Source organism: Streptomyces sp. S3(2020) (genome assembly GCF_013044505.1).
Taxonomy (GTDB): Bacteria; Actinomycetota; Actinomycetes; order Streptomycetales; family Streptomycetaceae; genus Streptomyces.
In genome coordinates this window covers 1-15800 of sequence record NZ_JABERD010000106.1, presented here as the reverse complement: position 1 = coordinate 15800, position 15800 = coordinate 1, and the positions used below count along the sequence as shown (strand labels likewise).

The window sequence follows — 15800 nt, the reverse complement described above, 5'->3', positions numbered from 1 at the left end:
GCCTCTCCCTGCCTAGCCCCGGTCGGCTCCGCTGCCACCGATCCCCGTGTTCTCCCGGTCAGCGGCGCGACCGCCGTACGGCTGAAGAGGGCGCGCGGCATCCGCCCGAGCGGGGAGAGGCGTGTCCTCGCTCGGGCTGTCGCCCGCCAGATGCGCGTGCAGCCGCACGTGGCGGAACTCGAAGCTCGCCCCGTTCTGGCGCAGCACCCCGCGCCGGTGGGCGTCTTCGAGGAAGGCCATCAGCCGCCACGGCAGCCGGCCCGTCATCGCGAGCCAGACCCGGGTCACGGTGAACCGTCCCCAGGCGCTCAGTGAGAGCGCCGCGGTGCCCAGCGGAAGCCATAGCTGGGTGCCGACGTGCACCAGGCCGCCCGGGTCGCCGGGCAGCGCCGCCAGCGGAACGCAGACCAGCCCGACGAGCAGCGCGACGGCGCCGCCGCGGGTCACCGACGCGGTACGGTCCGTACGCAGCGAGGAAGCGGGGCCGGCCGCGCGCATCACGTCCGAGGGCACGCTCAGCGCGCGGTACACCCCGCACACGCACCCTCCGACCACGCCGATGAGCACGCCCGCGCCGAGCAACGGCGGCAACGTGCGCTGCAGAAGGCCGCTCACCGGGCCCTGGGCCAGCCACCCGCGAGCCGACTGCGGCAGCGTCGAGCGCAAGTTTGCGGCGTAGGCCACCGTCGTACGCTCACCCGCAAAGGTGAGCCGGACGGCGACGGCCCCGTCCCGGGACTCGAACACCGTGCGCAGCGAGGTGAAGGGCACGCACTTGCGTCTGTCGAGCAGCGGCAGCGTGCAGTCCGACGGTTTCGCCCCTTCGGGGTAGGCCACCGGCCGGGCGCCGCCGCCGGGGATCAGCAGCGTGCCCCGCAGCGGCCGTGCGGTGACCGCCGTTCTGACCCCGTGCCGTTCCACGAACCGCCAACCGCCGAACTGCCGTCCGGCGAGATCGGTGGCGGAGGCCGACTTCGCCGCGGTCACCGCCACCGCGGTCAGCCCCGCCGCCGCGCAGGCACCCACACCGATCACCAGCGCCGCGGCGGTACCGCGCGTGATGCCGACCACGAAACGTCGCGCCACCCGCCCGGCCCGAACCGGGTGCGGACTGTCGCGGCCGGCCCGGCGGGTGGCGCCCGCCAGCAGGGCGACACCCGCCACCGCGCAGGTGATGCCGACCAGTGCGGTCCACAGGCTGCCGGACCGGCCGGCCAACACCAGGCCCGTCGCACACGCCCCGCTCAGCAGGAGCGCCGCTCCGCAGACCCGGGCCGAGGCCCGGCCGGCGGATCCGCTCCAGGGCAGGCTGAGCGGCACCGGCCGTCGCGGCAGTCCCGCGATGCCGAAGAAGAGGGTGAACAGCGTGGCGAACAGGCAGCCTCCGAACAGATCGGGGATCCACCCGTCGCTCACCCCGCCGAAGCGGAACCCGAGCCGCAGGTCGTCGGTCCAGGCGAAGCCCGCCCAGAGCAGCACGCTCGCCCCGGCGGTGACCAGACCCTGCCGTACGAGAAGGCGCCTGCCCCGCCGACCGGGGGCCGACGGCAGAAGGAAGCGCGCCCCGAAGGCGAACCCGATGGTCTGCCCGGCCAGCGCCGCGACGATGGACGTGAGGTCCTCCGCGCCCGCCAGGTCACTCGCCGTGCGCGCCACCGCGACGGGCAGCACCAGGGCTGACAGCGCCACGATGGCCAGCAGTCCGGGCGCGTACAGGGCCAGGGTCCTGGGCAGCATCGACTCCAGTTCCCACCAGGCCAGCCGTCCGCCGGCCCGTCGCCGCGCGGCACGGGCCAGCACCGTCAGCCGACGCACAGCTGTCTCGGCCGCCCGTGGTCCCACGTCCGCGAACGCGGCCGGCACGAACGCCTTCAGCAGGTGCTCCTCGACGCTCTCCACGCTGCTGAAGCGGTCCGGGTCGAGGAGTTCGGACGGGTCACGGGAGGTGTCGCTGTAGACGGCTCGGGCGAGGGCCACCATCAGGGGGGTGCTGAGTGCGCGCGCGGCGGGTGACGCCGGCGACCGGGTGAGCCGGTTCAGCACCGGTGTCCACACGGTGCCGACCTCCCCGTCGTCGAGGCGCAGCGGCCGCGCGGTCCGCTCCAGATGGGCCGCGGCCCGGTCGAGGCGGAGCGGCCGCAGTTCGACCACCTCGGCCGCGGTCAGCACATCGCCTTCGGTGACCGCTGTCTCCCACGCCTCATGGCGGCTGGTCAGCAGCAGCGGCAGGTCGGCTTCCAGCTCTGCGTTGACGCGACGGACGGCCTCCCCCTGGGCGGGTCGGGCCAGTTCGTCGAAGCCGTCGAGGACCGGCAGGACTAGGTCGCTGTCGAGCAGAGCGCGGGCGAGTAAGCGCCGGTCGTCGACCGGAGCGGCCAGTGGCGGGTAGTCGGTGGCGAGCCGGGTGGCCATCCAGTCCCGCAGGCCGGTGCGCCGGGGGTCCCAGCCCACCAGAGGGAAGATCACCGGCACCGGCTCACCGGGCTGCCGCTCGGCGAGCCGGCCGATGACGAAACGGATGGCCAGCACGCTCTTGCCGGTGCCGGGCCCACCCAGCACCACCAGACGTCGGCTCGGCAGGGCAGGAAGCGCTCCGAGGACGGCCCCGTCGTCACTGTCGCGGGGTGCGGGCAGGGGCGGGCGCCACCGGATGTTCTGCGCATGGTCGGCCAGGCGCCGCTCCGCCGGTTCCCACTCCACGTCGAGCGGCGCCGGGTCCTGGAGCCGACGCAGCCGCGCCTCGGCCCCCCACTGCTCCCGTACGGCGTCGGCGAGCGAGTCGGCCGCCCGCCGCCGGATCTCGCCATCGGACGGGCCTGCCGTCCCCGTGCCGTTCTGGACGAGGTCGGTGACGAGCGCGGCCACCGACACGAAGGCGCCGATCGCCGACACCAGAACGCCCGCGGTCGCCGTGTCGTCCCACCAGAACCGTAACGAGCCCGCCAGGCCCGCCAGAGAGGCCCCGCAGACGGCGAACCCAAGCCGCCGTCGCAGACGGGCACTGTGCCATCCCCCGTGCATATGACCGTCCTCCGCGGACGGACTCCGGCGCCGTACCGCTGTGTCGAAGTCCCCTGTTGTAGCGGACGGAGTCGACGGCAAAGCACCTGTTCGAAACACGTGCGAGGGAGCGCGTGGAAGTGTTCGTGGGGCAGACGGGAGTGAAATACACCGTTCGCGGCATGGTCGACAGGCATACGTGTGCGGCACATGATCTTCGAGGGCCACCACGATCGCCATCTGTCCGGCATGGGGCGATGAGGTGCGGGCGCTTGCGCGCGAGCGGTTTGCCTGCGATCACTGGACCGCTGCCGTCAGACGACCAGCAGGCGGACGGCCTTGTCATCGTCCCAACGGTGCCGCAGTGGCTCCCCAGGCCCCAGGGAATGAATGCCGACCTTGATTGTTGAAAGCGGTATGAAAAAGATCGGGTTCCTGTCCTTCGGGCACTGGACGCCTTCGCCGCACTCGCAGACGCGTTCCGCGGCGGATTCCCTCCTCCAGGCGATCGACCTCGCGGTCGCGGCGGAGGAGCTGGGCGCCGACGGGGCGTACTTCCGGGTTCACCACTTCGCGAGGCAGTACGCCTCGCCGTTCCCGCTGCTCGCGGCCATCGGCGCGCGGACCAGCCGGATCGAGATCGGTACCGGCGTGATCGACATGCGCTACGAGAACCCGCTGTACATGGCCGAGGACGCGGGCGCCGCGGACCTGATCTCCGGTGGCCGGCTCCAGCTCGGGCTCAGCCGGGGATCCCCGGAGCAGGTCATCGACGGCTGGCGCCACTTCGGTCAGCTGCCGCCCGAGGGGATGACCGACGGCGACATGGCGCGCGCCCACACCGAGCGCCTCCTCGACGTGCTCAAGGGCGAGGGGTTCGCACAGCCCAACCCCAATCCGATGTTCTCCAACCCGCCGGGGCTGCTGCGCATCGAGCCGCACTCCGAAGGTCTCAACGACCGTATCTGGTGGGGATCCGGCTCGAACGCCACCGCGGCGTGGGCGGCCACGCTCGGGATGAACCTGCAAAGCTCGACCCTCAAGGACGACGAGAGCGGCGAACCGCTGCACGTCCAGCAGCGCAAGCAGATCGAGGCCTACCGCGAGGCCTGGCAGAAGGCGGGTCACACCCGCGAACCACGGGTGTCGGTCAGCCGCAGCATCTTCGCCCTGGTCGACGACCGCGACCGCGCCTACTTCGGCCGTGAGAGCAACTCGAAGGATCAGGTCGGTTACATCGACGCCAACACCCGCGCCATCTTCGGCCGCTCCTACGCCGCCGAGCCCGACGTACTGGTCAAGCAGCTCACCGAGGACGAAGCGGTCGCCGCCGCCGACACGCTCCTCCTCACGGTGCCGAACCAGCTCGGAGTCGCGTACAACGCCCACGTGATCGAGAGCATCCTCACCCATGTGGCGCCGGCACTGGGCTGGCGTTGAGCACAGCGGTAGGGCGCGCTGCATGGCGGCCGCTGCCGTCCGTCCGGTGGCACAGGCAGAGACGGCGGTGAGGGCGGTGACGGTCGAGCATGGGTATCGGCATGATGACCGTCGTGACGCATCAGGTATCCCTGGAATCCGAACTCACGTCGTTCATGGGCGAGTACGAGCGGGCCAACAACAGTCATGACATCGAGCGGGTCGTGCCGTTCATCGCCGAGGACGCCACTTACTGGTTCTCGGACGGCTCGTATCAGGGCGTCGAGGAGGTCCGGTCCGCGATCGAGAGGACGTTCGCGAAGATCCTCGACGAGGAGTACGAGATCCGGGATCTGGAGTGGCCCGTGCTCACCGCGGAAGTCGCCGTGTGCCGATATCGGTTTGCCTGGAGCGGCGTTGTCGATGGTGAACCGCGCTCCGGCCAGGGCCGGGGCACCAATGTCATCGTGCGGCGGGACGGCCGCTGGCGAATGTCGCATGAGCATCTGAGCTCCTGATGGCCATCACCCACCTCCACCTCGCGCTGCCGCCCGGCCCGACAGTCGGCGAAAGCCGTCACCTACTCGAACATCTCTGCTGAGCCGCGCCTGGCGATCTTCGAAGTCCATGGGCGGACGGTCACCATGGCGCGGGGCGTCAGTGGTCCGCGCAGCAAGGGGTCGGTTCCGGTACCTCGAACGGGACGAGGGCTCCCCCGGCCGCCGGCATGGCCGTCAGTACGAGCTCGCCGTCCTGCCACTGCGGGCGCACGTGGTCGCGCGTCACCAGCAAGGCGCCGGGGGTGGGCGGGCCGTGGGCGCCCAGCACCGTCACGCGGTCGATCGCGGAGCGCGAGAGAAGCTCCGCGACTGTCAGCGTGCCGGTGAGGGCGGCGGCCCCCGGGAAGAGCACCGCACGGCCCGCCGGGTCGGGCAGACCGTCCCGCACCTCGTACCCCCGGGCCGTGAGCCGCTCCAGGGCGGTGCGCAGGAGCGGCTCGGACGGCACGGCGAGCGAGAGGGCGACGCGGGGGCGGTCGCCCCGCACCAGGTGTGTACAGCCGAACACGCCTTCAGCGAGGGCGAGTTCGGTGGCCAGCTCCCGGAGCAGGTGATCGGCCGCGCGCAGATCGCGAACCCCGGGGTCCACCGTGAGGGCGTACTCCGTCACGACGGCAGGACCCAGATCGGGTTGGAGTAGAACCACAGGTCGAGCCAGGGGTCGGCGTCGCCCACGACGTCGATCGCCGGACCCGCCGGGTCGACCGCCGCACCCATCGCGCCGACTGCGCTCCGGTTGCCGTCGCTGCCGCGCAGACGGACGTACAACGGGCGGTCCACGCGCCCGAGTTGGTACGTGAGCCGGACGACGCCGGAGGACTCGTCCACCTCGTACGAGCGGACCACCTTCGCGGTCGGCGCGGTGAACGTGTCCTTGTCCGCGACCGGTCCCGTGACATCGCCCTGGACGACGTCCACGCGCGCCAGTCCGGGGACGTATCCGGCCCAGTTGGGGCCGTCGGCGAGGGCCACGTCGACCGTCAGCGTGACGTTCGTGCCCTTCTTCACGTGCAGGGCGCCGCCCAGCGTGGCCCAGCGGCCGCCGCCCGACACCCGGGCGTCCAGGCCGCTGAGGAGCTGTCCGTGGTCGACCCAGATCCGGCCCGCGCGGATGCCGTCCATGACCGCCGCGTAGGAGAAGCCGTCGGCGCCGACATGCGTACGGCTGTACTGGCCTGGCCAGTAGTCGCCCTGGGTGATGTCGATCTTGCCGCCGTAGACGGGATCCTCGTACCGCCCGTTGGCGTTGAAGTCCCCACCGGGTCCCCGCACGGCGGTGTCGCCGTAGACCTGGTGGCTGTCGCTGTTGGCGGTGATCCACCACGGCTTGCCCTCGGCGAGGAGGCTGTCCCACAGACCGCCGACCGTGGCGGTCATCCAGTCGAAGCCGCCCCAGGTGCGGTAGCTCTCCAGCGGGTAGCCGGCGAAGGAGCCGGCGCTGGGGCTGTTGTCGTAGATGCCGCGGGCGCGGGCCATGCCGAGGGGTGCGGGCAGGCCGGCGGCCTGGTGGCCCGGGGCGCCCTCGAAGCCGACAGCTATCTGGCGGCCCGAGCCGGTGGCGTCCCGCCAGCCTCGGATCTCGTGCGGGGAGTCGACACCGCGCCGAGCAGGGTGGTTGGCGAGCATCAGCGCGTCCTTCACCTTGCGCCGCTGCACCTGCTCCGCAAGGAAGTTGAGGCCCGCTACGGCCAACGCCTCGTTGGCGGGCGTGGAGTCGCCAGCGCCCTTCACGCTGCCGTCGTAGTCGGTCTCGAACCGCTTGAGGACGGCGACCTCGTTCTTGCCGGGGTGCACGAAGACGGTGCCGTGCTCGGCGGCCGGGATGTTCCACTCCAGTCCCTGGAAGACGAGCGTGTCCTCGTAGGCGGCGCGGGCCTCCTTGATGTCCGGGTTCACCTTGTCGACGCCGATCTTGGCGTGCGTGGTGCTGCCGTGATCGGTGATGACCATCCAGTCCAAGCCGTACCGGGCGCCCTGGCGGACCTGGTCGACGACGCGGTACTTGCCGTCGCTGCTGTACTGGGTGTGGATGTGGTGGTCGCCGGCCAGCCACAGGAAGCCGTTGGACCGTCGTCCGGCTGAGCCGGCGGCGGGCGCGGCAGCGGCCGGCACAGCGCCGCCGAGGACGCTGCCGGCGGCCAGTCCCGCACCGAGCAGGCCCGCGCGGCGCAGCACGGTGCGGCGGGACTGCTCCTCGGGTGTGAGGGCCTCGTCGGGCACGGAGGGGTCGAAGGCCGCGGGGAGGACGGAGGCCGCCTCGTGTCCGTGACCGTGGTCGTGTCTGTGGTGGTGATGTCCGTGCCCCATGACGCCTCCTGGTTGCCGCTGCCCTCTGCGGCTGCCTTCCGCCGCGCGACCGCGCCGCGTGTGTGGAGGATCAAGGCGACAGATGAACGGTGGACGAGCGGAGAATGACCGACGGGCACCCCGCACGCGGCGGATCGCCCCTCCGGCCCATCTCCAACGGCCTTGCGGGTTGGGCTGGTTGGCCACTTCGCGCGGCTCGCCGGAATCGCCGAAGAACCCCGGAACCGGGCTCAGTTGAGCTTGGTGAACTCCACGCCGAACTTGTACAGGGCAAGAAGCACCGGAGCCAGGGAGAGCACCGGCTTGAGCTTGCCGCGGAGGGGATACCAACGGGGGGCTTCGAAGAGGAGCACGCCCTGGGCCGTGAAGCGGGCGATGCCGGCGTCGCGTTCCAACGCGCCCACGCCCGCCTCCTCTCGTTGCAGACGGCCGATCTCTGCCGCCACCGCAAGCCTTTCCCTGGCCACGACCGCCCTGTGGTTCCTGATCATTACCGTGAGCAGTGCGACGAGAATTCCCGCGTTCGCCCAGATGCCCAGCAGGGCCACGACCGCAACGACAGGGTTCTTCCAGTCGCCAGACTCACCGCGCAGCAGATAGGCCGCCGCGGTCAGCGAGATCGTGAAATTCAGGAACCCCAAATACACCATGGTGATGATCCGGCCGACGGGCTTCCATCCGAAATCGTCGTCCCGTGCCCTGCATACGTACTGGAAGTTCCACGCCTTCCGGGCAGCCCACGAGAAGGACAGAAGTCGCTGGTAGATGTATCCCTGCTTGGCCGCGAAATACAGACCCAGCGAGCCGATCACGATCCATACGGCTGCCAGCAGCGGACGCTCGTGGTAATTCGCCCACCATGATGTCCTGATCGATTCCGCCGAGGGGCGGGAGGCGGACACCGTGGCGAGGTCGGTGAAGGATCGTCCGCCTCGATAGGCCCACAGATACAGGCCGGCGCTGCCGCCGACGCTGAGAGCCGCGAGACCGGCCTTCGCGGACCGGCCTAGCCGGATACCGCTCTCCAGCCCGGACAGACGGTCGGCAAGAGCGCCGGCTGTGAAGTCCGAGGCGTTCACCAGGCCAGATTCGACGATGTCGCCCTTGAGTCGTGAGAGCCTGGCAATGAGGGTGAGATAGATGGAAACGGCCAGGGACGAGGTGAATCCCAGCGCCACGCTCGGCAGGTCCGCCGCTAGCGGGAGTATGCGGCATGCGGTGAGATCGTCTCTCGCTGCGGGAATCGCCAGATGCAGGAGCGTCCCCGGACTGCAGTGCGGGGCCGTGGCCACACCGTAGTAACTGCACGCGGCCCACACGAAAAACATGATGCCCAGCGGAACCGCACATATGAACAGGGCCTGCCCCGCCTTTCCGGCGGGAGTCACCTTCGCCGGGTATTCGTCCAGCAGCCTGCCCAGGAATGAGGCGGACCGTCCCGTTCCCGATCTGACCCGCCGCCACGCGTGGACCGTCCACTCCATACCCGCCCCCGCTCGCCTCCGCCACAACAAATGATCGCCAGGCTAACGCCGATCGATTCGACGCGGAACGAACAAATCAATGGCCAAGGATTTCGACGCGGCAACCGAGAACCATTTGTTTTTGATTCATGTTCGAACCACTCGGTCTGTACGCTGCCCAGCCCGCGCCGCGCCCACCTGGGCTTTCGCAGAGACGGGCGAACCGGACGTGCACGGCCCGGGATTGCGGAACCGGGTATGTCCGGCCGACGCAAGCGTAGGAGACGTTACGTCAGTTGATGATGCGTCAGGGTGCACCGGTGCCCTGTCCGCGGTACGTCCGGACGAGAGAGCGGAGGCTCCAGTGCCCCACGGTTTCGTGGGGCACTGCCGCGGTTCGGGCAGGGAGCTGCCCGGTGCGGGATGAGGGCGACCGGGCTCAGCCCTGGGCGGTGACGTTGTCGTCGGAGTTCTTGAACAGGCGCAGGACCGTGGTCTCGATGCGTCGGAGGGTGCTGGCTGCTCGCAGCCATTGTTCGACAGCGTGCTGTGGCGCCTGGGTGCGCAGTGCCAGCATCGACGTACCGATGTACGCCGAGTGCTCCCGCAGTTCCCTGAACAGCGCGCGGACCTGGCCGTGGGCCAGGGTCCGCGCCTGGAGCCCGGCACGCAGGCGCTCCAACGTGGTGACCATGGTGTGCGCCCTGGTCCGGATGTCGGCCGGCCAGCCGGTGTCGGTGTGTGTCCTCTCCACCATCAGCTTGATGTCACGAAGCCGGGTGAGGACGTCCTGAAGGCGCACGGCCAGGAGCGGCACGGCGAGTTGGGGCGTGCTGTTGTCGGCTGGGCACTCGACGGGTGCGGACAGTTGGAGGGGCTTGAGGCCGTGGAAGAGGTCACGGTTCAGCGGGGCCAGGGCGGCGCTGCCGCTGACGGTGTCGAGGGCGTCGGCCACGGCGCTCGTCAGCTGGGTGTGGTGGTGGGCGAGTAGCTGGTCCAGGCGGTCTTCTGGGCCTTTGCCACCAACGCCTTCGCGGGACGTGCGGTGGGCGGGGCTGTTCATGTGCATCCCCCTTGTTGGAGGTCGGAACCGGAAGTCAGAGGCTGAAGAGTGTGATCAGTCGTTTTCGGGCGCGGCTGATGTTCTGCCGTACCGCGGCAGGGCTCATGGTCAGGGCATCGGCGATCTCCGTGTAGGTGAACCCGTCGATGTCCCAGGCCATGACGGTGCGCATGGTGGGCGGCAGTTGACGCAGCGCATCGAGAACGGTCTGCTGGAACTCGGAGATGACCACGGTGGCCAGGGGGCACGTGCCACCGGGACGATCCGGCACCGGATCCGTGGGGGTGGCGCGTGTGTTGCTCTGACGCCAGTAGCAGCGTTGGGCGCTGACCCGTAACCAGGCCCGCGGGTGCTCCAGGGTGCGCCACAGGTCCGGCAGGAGTTTGGCCATGGCTTCGTGGGCGGCATCGGCCGCCTCGTAGGGACTGGCGCCTTGGTGGATGAGGAACACCGTGACCGAGCTCATCTCCTGCGTGTAGAAGGCGTTGAAGTCATGACGCCGGAAAGGCCCAGGTGGCGGCAGTGTCTGTTCGGTCGTGGCGTGGACGGGCGATGGCGATTGCTCGGTGGTCATGTCACGCATCACCTCGTGGAGCGCCGACAGCCGGGAGGCCGATCAGGATGTCGACGTCGTGATGCGCGGTCTTCTCGATGAGGCGGCTGCCCGGCGGGAGTGACCGGGCCCGCTCCGACAGTCCGCGCTGGGCCAGTTCGGCGCGCTTGATCTGCGCGCGGAACCTGAACCAGCGGTGCCCGAGTCGCAGGATGTATCCGCCCGCGGCGAGTCCCGCCGCAGCCGTCGTCGTCATGGGATCCATCTCCCACCCGCCTCTGTGACCAAGGACGGCGTCCAGCACGCCGCGCTCTCCCCCTATAAGCGTGCACACCCTCTCTCTGTGACATAGGGCTGCTCGTGCAGGGGCCGAGGGCCCGCCCCGTCCTCGCGGTGCGGCTGCCGGCTGCACCGGACGGGGGCTTTGGCGGTTGGGCAGGCCCGCTGCGCGCCAGACACACCATGTCGCCGTCGCCGTCCCGACAGTCGCCGCCGTTGATGATGATCATGATCTGCAACTGGGGTACTAGGCTGGCGCGGTGACTGATGAGCAGGAGCGGTTGCAGCCGTCGGGAGTGTGGGCCACGGCGGTGGGGGTGGCCCGGGTGCGGGCGCTGGAGACCGGGCGGGAGAACGCGCTGTTCCAGGACCCGTTGGCACAGGCCTTCGCTGCCGCCGGCGGCCTGTGGCCCTCCTCGCCTCCGCCCGGTGACGAGGCCGCGCGCCGTCGGCGGCTGGCCGTGTCGTTCTCCATCGTCATCAGGACGAGGTTCCTCGACGACCTGTTGCAGGAGGCCTCCGCGTCCGGGATCCGGCAGGTCGTGTTGCTCGGTGCCGGCATGGACAGCCGGGCCTTCCGGATGGACTGGCCCGAGGGCACCCGGCTGTTCGAGGTCGACACCGCGGCGCCACTGGACTTCAAGGCCTCGGTGCTTCGGCAGGAGCAGGCCGTCGCGCGCTGCGAGCGGATCACCGTAACGGTGGATCTGCGGGAGGACTGGCCTGCCGCGCTGGCTGCCGCGGGGCACGACCCGGCCGTGCCGACCGCGTGGATCGCCGAAGGGCTCCTGATCTATCTCCCCCAGGACGCGGTGGAGTTGTTGCTGGCCCGGATCAGCACGCAGTCGGCGCCGGGCAGTCGGTTGGGGCTGACCCTGGGCTCGCGCGGTGTGATCGAGCGCTTCGGCGCGGACGCCGTACCGGGATCGGCGGCGTCCATGTGGGTCTCGGAGATGCCCGACGACCCCGTAAGCTGGCTGGCCGGGCACGGCTGGCAGGCCGACAGCCACACCCTGCGCGAGCGCGCTGCCGCCTACGGCCGCCCGATCAACACCCCGCCACAGCAGGAGGAACAGCCCGGCGGACTGATCTCCGCGGTCCGCCGGTAGAGCACTTGCCGGTTCCCTCAGTGATCGGTTCCAAGCGATGGCACCCGGCGGGCGCCCCGGCCACCGGCCATGCGCGAATCTGCGACTCCCGGGCTCGTAGACGCCCTGCCCGGTGCCGAGGTCGTCTGCCGTGACCGTTTGCCGGCCTTCACCGAGACCATCAGACAAGGCCGCTGCCGCTGGCCCAACCGACCGTCCCGAGAGCACCATCCCCCCTGGCCCTGGCGGTTGCTCTTTGTCGCCGGCCTCGCCCACGCCACGACATGCCGCGCAGGGTCAGTGGACGCGATGCCATCCGTTCTGTTGCAGCAGGGACGCTCCCAGGGGTGTCAGGGCGTGCAGCATGGTGTTGGCGTGGCGCTGGCTGGTGATCAGGCCGGCGTCGCGCAGGACCGTCGTGTGGTGGCTCGCGGTCGTGGGGGTGACACCGGCGTGCCGGGCGGCCTCGGAGGTGGTGGCGCCGGTGGCCGCGGCCCGCAGGATGCCGGTGCGCGTGGTGCCGAGCAGGGCGTGCAGCGGTGCGTGGCTGTCGGCGTGCTGGGGAGCGGCGGGCGCGTGGTGGAGGGGATAGAGGAGCGTAGGAGGCAGGTCGGGGTCGGCCAGCGAGACCGGCGTGTTCCAGCAGAAGTACGAGGGGATGAGGAGCAGCCCTCGGCCGTTGAGGTGGATGTCGCACTCGGTCGGGTACTTGCCGAGTTCCAGGACGGGAGGGCGCCACCGGATGGAGGGCGCCAGGGAGTTGAGCACACCTTCGATTCCCGTACCGCACAGCATGCGGGTCTGGCGGGTGCGCTCGGCGTGCAGACGTCCGTGGACGCGCTCCTCGAACGGGGTGATCACGGCGTGGTAGTAGGCGCGTAACGCACCGACCAGCTGCTCCCGCATCCCGCCGTCGGCGAGCTTGTGGGTCCAGGCAGGTGCGCCGACGACCTCCCGGAGCCTGATCACCTCCCGGGCGACCTGCCGGTCCGGTGCGGCCAGGATGGATTCGAGCCCGACGTCGAGGCCTGCGGCGCCGTCTGCCGGGGTGAGGAAGTCGGGGAAGTAACTCGCGCGTGGGAAGAGGGGCAGCAGCACGGTCCGTACCGTGCGGTCGAGTCCGGTGCCGCACAGTGCGGAGCGCGCGGTGCGGTACCAGGGCGCATAGGCCCACCGTCCTTCATGGGTCTGGAAGCGGTGCAGGCTCGCTGCGATCTCCCACAGCGGATGCGGTGCGGTGGCGATCCTGAGTCTGGTCAGGTCCTCAGGCGTGAAATGAAAGCGAAGCAAGATGTTCCCCCTGGCTTCAGGTCTCTCATCTGCGATGTTTCAGCAGGGTCGCATGAGCATGACAGCAGCGGTTGTGGCCCGGGAACATGAGTTCGCGCCAACCGGTACGTGCGCCACAGGGCCACGTCCGGCTCTGGTTTCCATCGAGGAGGAGAAGTGATGGGACGAATTCTCGCGGGCAGACGGCTTTCGAAGGTGGCGGCGGCTGGAGCCCTCGCCGTCCTGGTCTCGACTCTCGCGGCGCCCTCCGCGGAGGCACTCGGCAACAACCGCGCGGTGAACCGCTCCTGTGGGACGAACTATGTCTCGAGCGGGTTCACCGGCAGCTACAACTGGGCCCAGACCCGCAAGCAGAGCGGTGACTGCAGCGGCCGGCTGAGCTCGGCCATCGAGTACGGCACCGGCTGGTGGACGCCTCGCGCCTACGGGTCGAGCGAGAACGCCTACACCTCGCACACGTCCACCACCAGGGCCGCCTACGGGCTGCACTGGGGCTGCGACTCGTGCAACGTGACCAGGAGCTAGCAGGTGCGCTTCCGCCTCGTCGCCACCGCGCTGCTGACGGCAGTCGCGGTGGCGGCCTGCTCCCCCGGCACCGACAACGGCACCGACAGCGGCACGCAAGGGGCGAACGAGGACGTGCCCCTCCCGGGCCAGCAGTGGGCGCTGCGGGACGACCGCGTGACGGCGGGCGAGTACCGCACCGCGATCACACGCTTCCTCGCCTGCATCCAGGACAGCGGCTACCGCACCGGCGATCCGGTGATCAGCCCGATCGACGGACTGAGCCTGCTGTACGACATCACACCGTCGGGAGACCCGACGACCTACAACGACCGGGTCCAGCGCTGCAACCTCAGCCATCTGTCGATGATCGAGCCCACCTACGTGGAGTCGCACCGCAAGGTCATGACCCAGCCGCTGAGACGAGCCGTCGGCGAATGCCTTGAGGATCGCGGGGTGAAGGTGTCGGGCACCGAGCACAACGCCACGGACTTCGCCACCACCGCCCGCGACGAGCCAGTCGTCGTGGAGTGCGTGACGGAGACACGGCAGCAGCTCTACCCCGACCTGCCCGACTTCGCCGTCGTACGCATCTGAACCCTGAGGGGGTCCACTGGAACCATCGCCTTCACCCAACGGCTACGCGCGCGCCACGCTTCCGCCCCGGGCGAGAGGCTGGGGGCGGGCGATCCGCGTGGTTACGCAACCGATCACCTACGGCTGGTAGCGCCCACCGCGACCGCGACGTCCGTATCGCCGGGGGCGGCGCGACGATCCTGGAGTACCTCAACGCCAACCTGGTAGACGAGTTCTCGGTCACGCTGTCACCGGTGCTTCTCGGTGCCGGAACCAGCCTGTTCGGCGGCGTGGAGGCGTCCAGGGTCAGACTTGAGCCGGTCCGTTCGCAGTCGTCGCCGCGGGTGACGCACCTGACCTACACCGTGCACCCACGCTGACCGCACCACCGCTCCACCCCGCCCCCCTCCCGCGGGCAACGACCGTTACCCGCGCTCAACTGGTCGGAGTTCCCTGGTGGAAGTACATCCGCCAGCCCGTCTCCGTCAGGCGCCACAACGAGCTCCGCCGCGCCCGGCGGCCCTGGTTGTCTGCCAGGTACGTCAGGTGAACGATGCCCGCAGCAAGGACGGCACCGGACATTTCACTGACCTCGACAGGAGACTCCGCAGACACCGAGCCGTCGCTCGTCACGGTGAGGATCGACTCCACGTCCCATCGGCGCCCAGAAGCGCCGATCTCGGTGAACTCCGGATCCAACAACTCCAGGACCCGGGCCGGAGAAGCGCGCACCTCAGGGTCGAGAAGCCGCAACTCCCCGTCGATGGCTGCCTCTACGGCCTGCTCACTCTCATCCGCCATACAGGAACCCTACGCACATGCCTGTCTGCTTCAGGCGGTGGTTCCTGCACGTGGCCACTCCAGACATCAACTCCCCGGCCTGCTCTTGCCATTGGGACGACCTGGGCGGACGAGAGTGTCCAGCGCGCCCACGGCCGCACGGACATGGGCTGGGCCGCGACGCAACCGTTCTCCCGCGCACCACCACGACAGCTGCCCGTCCGTATCCCGCGGATGCATGCCCAGACCATGCTCGGCGCACACAGGCCACGCCTGCCACAGACGCTCGCTGACGGTCTCCTGTGCGGCATCAGCGACGATCGCCAGGGCGGAGGCAGGGTCGTCCGCCTCGGCCCCGTGCGGGTTCAGGCAATTGCCGTGCCACTCGCCGTTGGACAGAGCGACGTAGACGTTCTCCGGTTGGTCCGACGCATAGGGCGGAAGGACCAGCAGTTGCAGGGGTTCCTGCTCAGGAAGGGTCGCCGCCAGGTCCCGGTTGAGAAGTGCGAGAGCCTGGTCCCACATGGGGTATTCGCCCGGACAGGCTCGGCGGGGTTCGGGGTGGTCGGAGGGAGCATGCATGGGCACCATTCTCCGCCACGCGGGAACAGCCCCCTCGCACACCACGTCCCGCAGAACCTCGTAGGGAGTGGTGCAGTTGGCGAGCTCGCCACCTACCGTGTTCAGGCCGCAGCACCCTGCCCCAGGCGTTGTGTCGTGTGGGAGGATCGGCCGCATGATGAAAGCTCCCGCGCGGAAGGGCGGCCCCGCCCCTGTCCCTTATACCCATCTCACCCTCCTCCCCCCCCGCCCAGTGGAGATCTCGGGGGTCGCCGGATCATTAAAAAAAAAAAAAGACACAAAGGCAGAGACGGCGACATAAGTCAGTAATGTAGCCACGAGACGCATGACATCGCG

At 69.8% G+C, this 15800-nt stretch carries 16 protein-coding genes; 6 read left to right on the top strand and 10 right to left on the bottom strand.

Going from position 1 to position 15800, the window contains the following annotated elements; genetic code table 11:
* Positions 1-12: 12 nt before the first annotated feature.
* Positions 13-3021 carry an NACHT domain-containing protein gene (locus tag HLK59_RS28975; RefSeq protein WP_171144490.1) on the bottom strand — a complete coding sequence of 1003 codons (3009 nt, stop codon included), beginning with the start codon at positions 3019-3021 and terminating at the stop codon, positions 13-15.
* Positions 3022-3417: 396 nt separating this feature from the next.
* On the opposite strand from HLK59_RS28975, the gene HLK59_RS28970 reads away from it, so the two are divergent.
* Together HLK59_RS28970 and HLK59_RS28965 are read left to right on the top strand one after the other, a co-directional pair.
* Positions 3418-4440, top strand: coding sequence for an LLM class flavin-dependent oxidoreductase (locus HLK59_RS28970; protein ID WP_171144489.1), 1023 nt, complete (start codon positions 3418-3420; stop codon positions 4438-4440).
* Positions 4441-4529: 89 nt separating this feature from the next.
* A complete protein-coding gene (locus HLK59_RS28965) occupies positions 4530-4937 on the top strand; it encodes a nuclear transport factor 2 family protein (protein ID WP_240982692.1) in 408 nt (135 codons plus the stop codon).
* A gap of 139 nt (positions 4938-5076) precedes the next feature.
* Here HLK59_RS28965 and HLK59_RS28960 read toward each other — a convergent pair whose 3' ends face one another.
* From HLK59_RS28960 to HLK59_RS28935, 6 genes are all read right to left on the bottom strand, one after another.
* Entirely contained in the window at positions 5077-5589 is a 513-nt protein-coding gene (locus tag HLK59_RS28960) for a hypothetical protein (protein WP_171144488.1), read from the bottom strand.
* Positions 5586-7286, bottom strand: a complete 1701-nt coding sequence (locus HLK59_RS28955) for a PHP domain-containing protein (protein ID WP_171144487.1) — start codon at positions 7284-7286, stop codon at positions 5586-5588. The genes HLK59_RS28960 and HLK59_RS28955 overlap by 4 nt, the downstream gene beginning before the upstream one ends.
* Positions 7287-7516: 230 nt before the next feature.
* A complete protein-coding gene (locus HLK59_RS28950; protein ID WP_171144486.1) occupies positions 7517-8770 on the bottom strand; it encodes a hypothetical protein in 1254 nt (417 codons plus the stop codon).
* A 418-nt stretch (positions 8771-9188) separates the two neighbouring features.
* Positions 9189-9812, bottom strand: a complete 624-nt coding sequence (locus HLK59_RS28945; RefSeq protein ID WP_171144485.1) for a hypothetical protein — start codon at positions 9810-9812, stop codon at positions 9189-9191.
* A gap of 34 nt (positions 9813-9846) precedes the next feature.
* A complete protein-coding gene (locus HLK59_RS28940) occupies positions 9847-10386 on the bottom strand; it encodes an RNA polymerase sigma factor (protein ID WP_171144484.1) in 540 nt (179 codons plus the stop codon).
* A 1-nt stretch (position 10387) separates the two neighbouring features.
* Positions 10388-10621 carry a hypothetical protein gene (locus HLK59_RS28935; RefSeq protein WP_171144483.1) on the bottom strand — a complete coding sequence of 78 codons (234 nt, stop codon included), beginning with the start codon at positions 10619-10621 and terminating at the stop codon, positions 10388-10390.
* Between the two features lie 283 nt (positions 10622-10904).
* Between HLK59_RS28935 and HLK59_RS28930 the strand changes: the two genes are divergently transcribed.
* Positions 10905-11753: a class I SAM-dependent methyltransferase gene (locus HLK59_RS28930; protein ID WP_346779837.1), complete on the top strand. Its 849-nt coding sequence runs from the start codon at positions 10905-10907 to the stop codon at positions 11751-11753.
* 276 nt (positions 11754-12029) lie between these two features.
* On the opposite strand, the gene HLK59_RS28925 is transcribed toward HLK59_RS28930, so the two are convergent.
* Positions 12030-13022, bottom strand: coding sequence for a winged helix-turn-helix domain-containing protein (locus HLK59_RS28925; protein WP_171144482.1), 993 nt, complete (start codon positions 13020-13022; stop codon positions 12030-12032).
* 159 nt (positions 13023-13181) lie between these two features.
* Here HLK59_RS28925 and HLK59_RS28920 point away from each other — a divergent pair, with 159 nt between their 5' ends.
* The 3 genes from HLK59_RS28920 to HLK59_RS52070 are packed head-to-tail and all read left to right on the top strand — an operon-like array spanning position 13182 to position 14482.
* The gene (locus tag HLK59_RS28920; RefSeq protein WP_171144481.1) at positions 13182-13547 is read left to right on the top strand and encodes a hypothetical protein; all 366 of its coding nucleotides are present in this window, start codon (positions 13182-13184) and stop codon (positions 13545-13547) included.
* Positions 13548-13550: 3 nt separating this feature from the next.
* On the top strand, positions 13551-14123 hold the full coding sequence (locus tag HLK59_RS28915) for a hypothetical protein (RefSeq protein ID WP_171144480.1): 573 nt from the start codon (positions 13551-13553) through the stop codon (positions 14121-14123).
* The gene (locus tag HLK59_RS52070; protein WP_346779836.1) at positions 14057-14482 is read left to right on the top strand and encodes a dihydrofolate reductase family protein; all 426 of its coding nucleotides are present in this window, start codon (positions 14057-14059) and stop codon (positions 14480-14482) included. The genes HLK59_RS28915 and HLK59_RS52070 overlap by 67 nt, the downstream gene beginning before the upstream one ends.
* Before the next feature lie 55 nt (positions 14483-14537).
* On the opposite strand, the gene HLK59_RS28905 is transcribed toward HLK59_RS52070, so the two are convergent.
* Entirely contained in the window at positions 14538-14903 is a 366-nt protein-coding gene (locus tag HLK59_RS28905) for a DUF4440 domain-containing protein (protein ID WP_171144479.1), read from the bottom strand.
* 66 nt (positions 14904-14969) lie between these two features.
* Positions 14970-15464: a hypothetical protein gene (locus tag HLK59_RS28900; protein ID WP_171144478.1), complete on the bottom strand. Its 495-nt coding sequence runs from the start codon at positions 15462-15464 to the stop codon at positions 14970-14972.
* Positions 15465-15800: the final 336 nt, after the last annotated feature.